Genomic DNA, 10,977 nt, shown 5'->3' with positions numbered 1-10,977 from the left:
AAGTTCACAAATATGCAATAAATGTGGGTATAAAAACGAGGAAGTGAAGGACTTAAATATAAGAGAATGGATTTGTCCTAGTTGTAATGAAACTCACGATAGAGATATAAATGCAAGTATAAATATACTAAAAGAAGGATTAAGACTATTAACAGTTAAAAATAGATAACATATGTAAGAACCGTAGGAACTACGGGGATAGCCTGTTGAGAATTAGTAAGACATATTTTAGTATGCAAAATTCTATGAAGCAGGAACCCTGTGACTTTAGTCATGGGAGGTTCAGGATGGAATTTTAATATACAAAAACAAAGTTTTAGCTGGGATATCGGCAAAACAAGCAAGTACTACTATAGAAGCAGTTAAAAGAGCTATTTTTTATGATTTGGACCATAGACAAGAAGTTAGAGAAACAATTAAAAAAGAAAATATAAGAAGAATTCTTATTATTGGTACATCAAAAAAAATGGTTAATCAAATTGTAGATAGATTATCAATTGGAAGAGTTTATAAATTTGTAAATATCCAAGACATAAGTACTAAGTATGAAATAGAAATAGCAAAACAATCTAGAAAAGAAGGAAATCATGTAATTCCTGTTCCAGCAGTTGAGATAAAAAGTATGACAAGTGGTCTTAGTATAAATCCATTGAAGAGGCTTTTTAGAAAAGGTAATAATAGGAATATGGTAGTTTTAGAAAAAACAATTATAAGACCAACTTTTAGCTATATTGGAAAATTTTATATTAGTGCTGATGTAATTAAACAGATTATTGAATATGAAGTATACAACTTTGGAAGCATTGATAGAATAAATAAAATCAATATAGAGAATTGCAATAATTTTATGAATATTTTTGTAAGTATAAATATCAATGATTTGGAAGTTATAAAAAAAATTGAAGATATGCAACAGATAATAAAAAAGTCTATTGAGAAAATGACTTTAGTTAATGTACAAAAAATAGATATTAACATTCATAAAATTAAAAAAATAAACTTCCTCTCATGTTAAAAAATAAACTGAAAAAATGATATACTAATTTGCAATAAAGTGTGCTATAATTAAACTGTAAATTTAGGAAATGGTTTTTCTAAATGGAGTATACATAATTATAACGTATTTATAAGGGGGCTTTCAAATGTCAGGAAAAGATGTAAATGTCTTCGAGATGGCGCAATCTCAAGTAAAAAATGCATGTGATAAATTAGGTATGGAACCAGCAGTTTATGAATTATTAAAAGAACCTATGAGAGTTATAGAAGTTTCAATTCCAGTAAAAATGGATGATGGTTCTATAAAAACTTTTAAAGGATTTAGATCACAACATAATGATGCAGTAGGGCCAACAAAAGGTGGAATAAGATTCCATCAAAATGTTTCAAGAGACGAAGTAAAAGCTTTATCTATATGGATGACTTTCAAATGTTCTGTAACAGGTATACCATATGGTGGAGGTAAAGGTGGAATAATAGTAGATCCATCAACTTTATCTCAAGGTGAATTAGAAAGATTAAGTAGAGGATACATAGATGGAATATATAAATTAATAGGTGAGAAAGTTGACGTTCCTGCACCAGACGTAAATACTAATGGACAAATAATGTCTTGGATGGTTGATGAGTACAATAAATTAACTGGACAAAGTTCTATAGGTGTTATAACTGGTAAGCCAGTTGAATTTGGTGGTTCTTTAGGAAGAACAGCTGCTACTGGATTTGGTGTTGCTGTTACTGCAAGAGAAGCTGCTGCTAAATTAGGGATAGATATGAAAAAAGCTAAAATAGCTGTTCAAGGTATAGGAAACGTTGGTTCTTATACAGTTCTTAACTGTGAAAAACTTGGTGGTACTGTTGTAGCTATGGCTGAATGGTGCAAATCAGAAGGTTCTTATGCTATATACAATGAAAATGGTTTAGATGGTCAAGCTATGCTAGATTATATGAAAGAACATGGTAACTTATTAAACTTCCCAGGAGCTAAGAGAATATCTTTAGAAGAGTTCTGGGCTTCAGATGTTGATATAGTAATACCAGCTGCACTAGAAAACTCTATAACTAAAGAAGTTGCTGAATCTATAAAAGCTAAATTAGTTTGTGAAGCTGCTAATGGACCAACTACTCCAGAAGCTGACGAAGTATTTGCTGAAAGAGGAATAGTTCTTACTCCAGATATATTAACTAATGCTGGTGGAGTTACAGTTTCTTACTTCGAGTGGGTACAAAACTTATATGGATACTACTGGTCAGAAGAAGAAGTAGAGCAAAAAGAAGAAATAGCTATGGTTAAAGCATTTGAATCTATTTGGAAAATCAAAGAAGAGTACAATGTTACAATGAGAGAAGCTGCTTACATGCATTCAATTAAGAAAGTTGCTGAAGCTATGAAATTAAGAGGTTGGTACTAGGATTTACTCTTAATAAATAATAGGATATAATTATTTAAGATATAAAGGGGCTGTACATAGTACAGCCCTTAAATTATTTGGCTCATTTTTTGTTTTAATTTATAAATAACTTGATAAATTATGTAATTTAGAATTTAAAATGCTATAAATAAGATGGGTGAAAATTAATGGAAAGTCAAAAACTTCACAATATATCTAACTTTATAGTAACTTAATCAAAAAATATACGCCACATAAAAAAACACATAAAACAATATTTATGTGTACTTTGGCCTCGAACGATACAAAATTCTTTACTTTTACAGACCCATATTATATAATTAAATAAATAATGTATATTTAGGTGACATATTGGATAAACTAATTCATTTTATTAATATAATGATACTATAAAAGTTATATAAAGTGGTTTACAAAAAAGTTACAGATAGAGCTTTTATTAATGTATTGTGTATTAGTATTTTATCCTTAGGTACACTTCACCTACAAAATAGAATCATAAGATAATTATGGGAAAATTTTAGGAGGTTTATCGTGAAGAAAAAGATATTAATACCAGTATTTGCATCAGTTATGGCATTATCAGTAAGTTCAATTGTAAATGCGGATGAAGTAAATGATTCATCTCAAAATAAGGATGATAAGACAAATACTGAATTAAATTTAGGTGAATATAAAGAAGTGAAATATAAAGTTGCAAAGATAAAAGATGGAGTAGCTATAAAAATAAGAGAAGAAGGTCAAGTTCAAAACATAGCTTATTCTGGAGATGAATTTACTGTTTTAGGAATTCAAGGGGAATGGGTTAAGGTTAAAGTTGAAGATGGCGAAGGTTGGTTAGCTACTAGATATGTAGATATATCTGAAGGTGTGGGATATACTAACGCTAATAAAGTAAACTTAAGAAAAGATAAGAGTGAAAGTTCAGAAGTAATTGAAGAGCTGGAAAAAGGAAGTTCCTTATTGGTGTTGGAAGAAAATGGAGATTGGTTAAAAGTTAAAGATGGAGAAACAGAAGGATACGTAAAAGCATCTTATATATCTGATAAAGCTCCAGTAATAGAAGAACCACAAGTAAACCCAAGTGTTAATCAAAATGGAACTTCTACAAATAATAATCAACAAAACAATGCAAATAATAATCAACAAGATAACACAAATGACAATCAAAAAAATAGTAGTTCAAATGTGCCAACAGCTAACTCTAATGCAGTTCAAGCTGTACTTAACTTGGCATATTCTAAGCAAGGTTGCCCATATGTTTGGGGAGCAGAAGGACCAAACACTTTTGACTGCTCTGGATTTACACAATATGTATATAGAAATGCAGTAGGAAAGAATATACCAAGAACATCTAAAGCACAATCTAAATATGGACAAACTGTAAGTAAAGCAAATTTACAACCAGGAGACTTAGTGTTCTTCACAACTAATGGTTCTGGTTCTGTTAGTCATGTTGGAATATATGTAGGTGGAGGTAATATGATACATTCACCATCAACAGGAAAAACAGTTCGTGTAACTAGTATAAATTCAGCATACTATACAGCAAGATTTGTTACAGCAAAAAGAATATTATAATCAGTTTGTAATATGACAAATTGATAAATACATAAATATAAACGCTCTATATTATATTTAATTTAATCAGGAAACAAAAAATGATTATATTTTAAATGTATTATAGAGCGTTTTTGTATCACTTTAAATTTAATAGGGATTTAAGTTAATATGATATAAAATAGTAGTCTTTCCATATAATGATTATTTGTGCAATCCCTTGACAGGATAAGTCAAAGGTGGTAAGCTACTAACAGTACAAAAATACTTTTAATTTTAGTTCAGAGAGGCTAAAAAAGGAGGACGAAAGATGTTAAAATCAAGAAATTTAATCCAACCAGAAGACTTTTCAATAGAAGAAATAGATGAAATATTAGAATTAGCTCAAAAAATAATTGACAATCCGTCAAAATATTCTCGCATATGTGAAGGAAAACTATTAGCTACATTATTTTATGAACCATCAACAAGAACAAGATTAAGCTTTGAATCTGCTATGAACAGATTAGGAGGGCGTGTCGTAGGTTTTTCAGAACCAAATTCATCCTCTGCATCAAAAGGCGAAACTTTAGGCGATACAATGAGGATAGTATCTGGTTATGTTGATATAATAGCTATGAGACATCCTCAATCAGGTGCAGCATCAGAAGCAGCTAGATTTACAGAGGTACCATTTATCAATGCAGGAGATGGCGGTAATCAGCATCCAACCCAAACACTTACAGACTTGCTTACTATAAAATCATTAAAAGGAACTTTAGAAAACCATACAATAGGATTATGTGGTGATTTAAAATATGGAAGAACTGTGCATTCTTTGGTTAAAGCTATGGCAAGATATAGGAATACAAAGTTTGTATTTATAGCACCCGAAGAATTAAAAATGCCAGATTATATAAAAGAAGCTATAAAGGGACATGCATATTATGAAACTAATAATTTAGATGATGTTATAGGCAGTTTGGATGTTTTATATATGACTAGAGTTCAACAAGAAAGATTTGAAGATAAATCAGAATATGAAAGACTTAAAAACTATTATATTTTAAATAAGGCTAAATTAGAAAAAGCATCTAAAGATATGTTAGTAATGCATCCATTACCAAGAGTAAATGAAATAGACATAGATGTAGATGATGATGATAGAGCTGTATATTTTAAACAAGCTAAATATGGAATGTATGTTAGAATGGCTTTAATAATAAAGCTTTTAGGTATAAATGAAGACTAATAGCTATCATATAATAGTAAAACAAAGGAGATTTTGGGATGTATAAAATTCTGGAAAATATATATATAGGCGAAGATATGTATAGAATGAAAGTAAAAGGTAATTTTGAAGGTAAAATGGGACAATTCTATATGTTAAGAGCATGGGATACTTATCCAGTACTTTCAAGACCTATAAGTATACATGATATAGATGAAGAAGGAATAACTTTTCTTTATAAAGTAGTAGGAGAGGGAACTCAAATTTTGAGTAACTTAAAAGTAAACGACACTATAAAATTGGAAGGACCTTATGGTAATGGATATACTAAGGTTGATGGAAAGGTAGCTCTAGTAGGAGGCGGAATCGGTGTAGCGCCACTATATTTAGTTGCTAAAAATATAAAAAACTGTGATGCATATCTTGGATTTAGAGAAGATGTTATATTAGAAGATGAATATAGACAAGTATGTAATGAGGTATATACAACAGTAGGGAATACTTTTGTAACAGATATAATTGATGTGGAGAAATATGATTATATATTAACATGTGGTCCAACTCCAATGATGGAAAAATTGGTTAAGATGGTAGAAGGTACTAAAACGAGAATTATGGTATCTCTTGAAAACCATATGGCATGTGGAGTAGGTGCTTGTTTAGTATGTACGTGTAAAACTAATGAAGGAAATAAAAAGACTTGTAAAGATGGTCCCGTGTTCTGGGGAGAGGACGTGATTTTTAATGGCTAATTTAAGTGTGAAATTTGGAAGTATAGAGTTTAAAAATCCAGTAATAATGGCGTCTGGAACTTTTGGATTTGGAAAAGAATATAATGAGATTTATGATATACAAAAACTTGGTGGTATAAGCAGTAAGGGACTTACTTTAAATAAAAAGCTTGGCAATAATGGTATGAGAGTTCATGAGACACCATCTGGTATGATGAATAGTGTTGGTCTTGAAAATCCTGGAGTCCAAGGGTTTATAGATAATGAATTACCTTTTTTTAGTCAATTAGACTTGGTCAGAATAGCTAATGTTGGAGGTGGGACATTAGAAGACTACTTATTAGGGGTTCAAATGTTAAATGATAAACCTATAGATATTATTGAATTAAATATATCTTGCCCAAATGTTAAAGCTGGAGGAATGGCTTTTGGTATAAAAAATGAAGTGGCAAGAGAAGTTGTTCGTGAGGTAAGAAACATAACGAAACTACCTTTAGTAATAAAACTATCACCTAATGCAGAAGACATTGTAGGGATGGCAAAAGTTTGTGAAGAAGAAGGTGCTGATGGCATCTCTTTAGTTAATACTTTTAAAGCAATGGCAATTGATATAAAAAATAGAAGACCAGTATTTGAAAATGTATATGCTGGGTTATCTGGACCAGCTATAAAGCCTATAGCTTTAAGAATGGTACATGAAGTGTGTAAAAATGTAAATATACCTGTAATGGGAATGGGCGGAATAACTAAAGCTACAGATGCTATAGAATTTATAATGGCAGGAGCTACTTGTATTCAAGTTGGAACTGCAAACTTTATGAATCCTAGAATTGGTCTTGAAATAATAGATGGAATTAATGAATTTATGGATAAAGAAGGAATAAAAAGTTTAGACGAAATAAGAGGAATTATATAAGGTAGAATAAATAGTATTTTAAAAATGAAAAATATAGATTAAATAAACAATAATTTTATAACATTAACATGGAGGAAAAATAATATGAGTAAAGTAGATGTAGTAGATATATTAAAGAAAAGTGATGCATTATTAGAGGGACATTTTTTATTATCTTCAGGAAAACACAGTAATAGATATGTACAATGTGCAAAAGTATTAAGATTTCCAGAATATGCTGCTGAGGTATTAAGTACAGTTGTTGAACAAATAAAAGATTTGGATATAGACTTAGTAGTAGGACCAGCTATGGGTGGAGTAATAGTTTCTTATGAGTTAGGAAGACAATTAGGAAAAGAAGCTGTATTTACTGAGAGAAAAGACAATACAATGGAGTTAAGAAGAGGGTTTGAAGTTAAAAAAGGAGCAAAGATAATAATTGCTGAAGACGTTGTAACTACTGGTAAATCAACTATGGAGACAAAAAGAGTATTGGAAGCCTTAGGTGGAGAAGTTGTAGGTGTAGCATGTATAGCAGATAGAACTAATCATGATATAGGTATGCCTATATATAGTGCTATAAAACTTGATATCCAAGTTTATGAATCTGATGAGTGTCCTTTATGTAAAGAAGGAAAATTACCAGTTGTTAAGCCTGGAAGTAGAGAGTTTAAAGAGTTAGGAATGTAATAAATAATTTAATTAATTTTAGTATTATTTAGAAAATATAAATTTTTTAGAGTAAAATCTTGTAGTATAAAATATAAATCAAAGATAAAAAACAGTTAGCCTTATAAACAAAGGTTAACTGTTTTTTGTTAAAAATATATTTACAAAATAAGAGATAGTAGCAGTACAATATTAAGTATAAGATAAAAAATTATTATATATTGAGGAGGGGGGAAGTATGAAAAATCAATTAAATGAAAGTCAGAAAAGGGTTGTATTTTTTGGAGTAGGTGCTGTAGGAGCTACTTTTGCAGAACAATTTTTAAACTCTAAATATGATTTTAAGATTCTTTGTGATAAGGAAAGAAAGAAACGATATCTAGAAGATGGATTTATAATAAATGGAAGAAGGTATGATTTTGATTATGTAACTAGGGATGAGTATAAACAAGAGGCTGATTTTATAATTATAGGTTTAAAATATAATCATTTAAGAGAAAACATAAAAGAATTAGACGGACTAGTTGGAAAAAATACAGTGATAATGTCTTTGTTAAATGGAGTGGATAGCGAAGAGATAATAGGGGAAAGATTTGGAATTGAAAAAATGGTATATTCATATGTTACCAATATAGATGCAAAGAAAATCAATAATAATATTATACATACTACTAATGGAATAATTGTGTTTGGCAACAAAGATAATAGTGAAGATAGAAAAACTAATATAATAACTGAAATCTTTGATAGTGTAAATATAGAATATATTTTATCAAAGGATATTCAACGAGATATATGGTGGAAGTACATGGTTAATATTGGTGTAAATCAAACTTCAGCTATACTTGGTGCACCTTATGGAGTATTTCAAAGTTCTGAGCATTTAAGAGAACTAGCAAAATCTGCAATGAGGGAAGTTGTTTTTATAGCTCAGGCAAAAGGTATACGTCTTACAGAAGATGATGTAGAAAATTCATTACATAGAATACTAGAACATTCAAAAGAAGGAAGAACATCAATGCTTCAAGATGTAGAAGCACATAGACCTACAGAAGTAGATATGTTTTCTAAGAATATTTGCAAACTTGGAAAAAAATATAGCATACCTACTCCTATAAATCAGACTTTTTTTTATATGATAAAAGTAATTGAAAGCAGATTTTAAAGGGGCTTTGTGAAAAACTCTAATAATTCATTGCTTTTAAATTTTATTGATGTTATATACTATTTAAATTACTAAATATTTTTAACTCTTCAATAAAAATAGTTGCTGCTTTTGATAAAGTTATATCTTTTGGAAATATATATGAGAAATGTCTGTTGTAGCTGCTTCCAAGCTCTATGACAGACAGCTCATTGTTTAAAACAGGTAAGCTTGTCACTAGATTAGAGACTATTGTAATTCCCAAATTATTTCTAACAGATTCTTTGACAGCATAGTTACTTCCAAAAACCATCATACTTTTTGGAATAATTTCTTTAACACTTAAAAACATATCTAAATAATCTCTAGTCCCAGAGCCATCTTCTCTGACTATCCATTTTTGGTCCTGAAGTTTATTAAAACTGAAATCTTTTAACAAAGAGCTATTATATGGAAGTGCTAGAACCATCTTATCTTCAAAAAAATATTCTTGAATAAATGAAGGTGAAGAGCAAGTACCTTCAATAAGACCAATGTCTAGAATATAATCCTTAACATGAGAACACACAATTGATGTATTTTTTATAAAAATTTCTACATCTATGTCAGGATACTTTTGAGAAAAGAGTGCTAGAAAATTAGGTAGAATATATTCTCCAATAGTCAAACTTGCACCAATCTTTAAGTGCCCAGTTATAGCATCTGAAACTTGACTTACATCATGATAAGTAATATTCAAAAGATTTAATATTTCCTTAGCTCTTTTATACAATATTTGTCCACTTTCTGTTATAAAAATAGTCTTTTGCTTAATAGACCTATTTATAAGCACAACTTTAAAATAATTTTCTAGATTTTTAATATGTTTACTTACACTTGGTTGTGATAGATTTAAGTATTCTCCAGCTTTAGTAAAATTTTTATATTCAACAACAGCTACAAATGTTTTTAATTCTTCAAACAATTTTTTGTCTCCTTTACATAATGAAATTTTACATTTTTTATATACTTTCTACAAATAATTATACTACATGTAATAACCATTAAAAATATTAATCATTACTATATTATATATTTATTTTACTTATGGTTATTACAATTATATACTATTGCTATAAAGAAAACTATATTAATTATAAGGTAGGTATATTATGTTAAAGAATAAAAGCAATTTGACATCAAAAACTGTAAAAGAAATATTACCTGGATTGTTTGTATCAGTATTAGTAGGTTATATTAGTATATTTATTTCTACTCTAATTCCTAAAGTAGGAGCAGCATCAATTTCTATATTTTTAGGCATGTTTGTAGGAAATTTATTCTTAAATCAAAAGGTATTTCAAAAAGGTTATAAATTTTCAGAAACAGATTTATTATCATATTCAATAGTACTATTAGGAGCAACACTCAGTGTATCTACCTTAATAGACTTAAAAGTTTCAGGAATTTTATTTATAATATTACAAATGACAGTAACAATAATAGCAGCACTTTATATAGGGAAAAAATTAGGATTTGAAGAAAATTTTAGATTTCTAATGGCAAGTGGAAACGCAGTATGTGGTTCTTCTGCAATAGGAGCAACAGTTCCAGTAGTTAATGCCACAGATAAAGAAAAAGGAATCGCAGTAACGATTGTAAATGTTACTGGTATATTTCTTATGTTTTTACTTCCAATAATATCTCAGTTTTTATACAGCCATGAAGTTGTAAAAACATCAGCAATGATAGGTGGAACCTTACAATCAATTGGTCAAGTTGTAGCAAGTGGAGCAATTGTTGGAGAAAATGTAAAAGATTTGGCTACTATTTTTAAGATAGTAAGAGTAATATTTCTAGTTGTTGTTGTATTAGTATTTGGACATATGAAAAATCAGTCTAATAGGGAAATTCTTGAAGAAGAAAAGAATGAGATAAAAAAGAAAAAAGTAACTATACCATGGTATGTAATTGGATTCTTTATAACCTGTGCACTTTTTTCAATGAACATTATACCAAAAGAAGTATCTGTGTTGTGCAAAGAAATAAGTAACAAATTTGAAATAATAGCTTTAGCAGCAATTGGCTTAAAGGTTAATGTAAAAGATTTAGTGAAACAAGGGAAAGAAGTTTCTTTATATGGTTTATTTGTAGGTGCAGTACAAGTTATATCAGCTGTAGTTTTAATAAAAATATTTATATAGTACAAAAATAGTACTTGTAATATTAATTTGATTAATTAAAATAATATGTTACTAATAATTTATAATATAAATAAAAAATGAATTTCGATAAGTTTAAGTGGGTATAAACTTATAGAAATTCATTTTTTATTTAAGGTAAAAATTTAAAGTAAAATATTATTTTACATAATAATGACC

11 protein-coding genes are annotated in these 10,977 nt (G+C 29.0%); 10 read left to right on the top strand and 1 reads right to left on the bottom strand.

Going from position 1 to position 10,977, the window contains the following annotated elements; genetic code table 11:
• The 9 genes from KGF42_RS17845 to KGF42_RS17805 all read left to right on the top strand — a co-directional run.
• Positions 1-169, top strand: a 169-nt coding sequence (locus tag KGF42_RS17845; protein WP_227826805.1) for a transposase, incomplete at its 5' end; no start/stop codon positions are given.
• A 216-nt stretch (positions 170-385) separates the two neighbouring features.
• The gene (locus KGF42_RS17840) at positions 386-1,015 is read left to right on the top strand and encodes an ATP-binding protein (protein WP_227822760.1); all 630 of its coding nucleotides are present in this window, start codon (positions 386-388) and stop codon (positions 1,013-1,015) included.
• Positions 1,016-1,142: 127 nt separating this feature from the next.
• Positions 1,143-2,408 (top strand): NAD-specific glutamate dehydrogenase, encoded by a 1,266-nt coding sequence (gene gluD / locus KGF42_RS17835; RefSeq protein WP_003420866.1) that lies wholly within the window; start codon positions 1,143-1,145, stop codon positions 2,406-2,408.
• A gap of 534 nt (positions 2,409-2,942) precedes the next feature.
• Complete coding sequence (locus tag KGF42_RS17830) at positions 2,943-3,989, top strand: NlpC/P60 family protein (protein ID WP_227822762.1); 1,047 nt, start codon at positions 2,943-2,945, stop codon at positions 3,987-3,989.
• A gap of 289 nt (positions 3,990-4,278) precedes the next feature.
• Positions 4,279-5,199 carry an aspartate carbamoyltransferase gene (gene pyrB / locus KGF42_RS17825; RefSeq protein WP_054272169.1) on the top strand — a complete coding sequence of 307 codons (921 nt, stop codon included), beginning with the start codon at positions 4,279-4,281 and terminating at the stop codon, positions 5,197-5,199.
• A 38-nt stretch (positions 5,200-5,237) separates the two neighbouring features.
• The gene (locus KGF42_RS17820; protein ID WP_054272170.1) at positions 5,238-5,930 is read left to right on the top strand and encodes a dihydroorotate dehydrogenase electron transfer subunit; all 693 of its coding nucleotides are present in this window, start codon (positions 5,238-5,240) and stop codon (positions 5,928-5,930) included.
• Complete coding sequence (locus tag KGF42_RS17815; protein ID WP_227822763.1) at positions 5,923-6,825, top strand: dihydroorotate dehydrogenase; 903 nt, start codon at positions 5,923-5,925, stop codon at positions 6,823-6,825. Before KGF42_RS17820 ends, KGF42_RS17815 begins: the two co-directional genes overlap by 8 nt.
• Positions 6,826-6,909: 84 nt before the next feature.
• The gene (gene pyrE, locus KGF42_RS17810; protein WP_003420885.1) at positions 6,910-7,494 is read left to right on the top strand and encodes an orotate phosphoribosyltransferase; all 585 of its coding nucleotides are present in this window, start codon (positions 6,910-6,912) and stop codon (positions 7,492-7,494) included.
• A 217-nt stretch (positions 7,495-7,711) separates the two neighbouring features.
• Positions 7,712-8,638, top strand: coding sequence for a ketopantoate reductase family protein (locus KGF42_RS17805; RefSeq protein ID WP_227822764.1), 927 nt, complete (start codon positions 7,712-7,714; stop codon positions 8,636-8,638).
• A 52-nt stretch (positions 8,639-8,690) separates the two neighbouring features.
• On the opposite strand, the gene KGF42_RS17800 is transcribed toward KGF42_RS17805, so the two are convergent.
• Positions 8,691-9,581, bottom strand: a complete 891-nt coding sequence (locus KGF42_RS17800; protein ID WP_054272173.1) for a LysR family transcriptional regulator — start codon at positions 9,579-9,581, stop codon at positions 8,691-8,693.
• Between the two features lie 187 nt (positions 9,582-9,768).
• On the opposite strand from KGF42_RS17800, the gene KGF42_RS17795 reads away from it, so the two are divergent.
• Entirely contained in the window at positions 9,769-10,800 is a 1,032-nt protein-coding gene (locus KGF42_RS17795; RefSeq protein ID WP_227822765.1) for a putative sulfate exporter family transporter, read from the top strand.
• Positions 10,801-10,977 lie beyond the last annotated feature (177 nt).

The sequence above is a fragment of the Clostridioides sp. ZZV15-6383 genome (assembly GCF_020657735.1).
GTDB classification, from domain to species: domain Bacteria; phylum Bacillota; class Clostridia; order Peptostreptococcales; family Peptostreptococcaceae; genus Clostridioides; species Clostridioides difficile_D.
Note: the sequence above shows the minus strand (reverse complement) of the source record. Positions and strands in the feature narration are given on the sequence as shown.

Bases quoted from the DNA above. Each gene is read 5' to 3' on its own strand.
- gluD (WP_003420866.1), top strand. From the start codon at position 1,143: ATGTCAGGAAAAGATGTAAATGTCTTCGAGATGGCGCAATCTCAAGTA.
- pyrB (WP_054272169.1), top strand. From the start codon at position 4,279: ATGTTAAAATCAAGAAATTTAATCCAACCAGAAGACTTTTCAATAGAA.
- KGF42_RS17820 (WP_054272170.1), top strand. From the start codon at position 5,238: ATGTATAAAATTCTGGAAAATATATATATAGGCGAAGATATGTATAGA.
- KGF42_RS17815 (WP_227822763.1), top strand. From the start codon at position 5,923: ATGGCTAATTTAAGTGTGAAATTTGGAAGTATAGAGTTTAAAAATCCA.
- pyrE (WP_003420885.1), top strand. From the start codon at position 6,910: ATGAGTAAAGTAGATGTAGTAGATATATTAAAGAAAAGTGATGCATTA.
- KGF42_RS17805 (WP_227822764.1), top strand. From the start codon at position 7,712: ATGAAAAATCAATTAAATGAAAGTCAGAAAAGGGTTGTATTTTTTGGA.
- KGF42_RS17795 (WP_227822765.1), top strand. From the start codon at position 9,769: ATGTTAAAGAATAAAAGCAATTTGACATCAAAAACTGTAAAAGAAATA.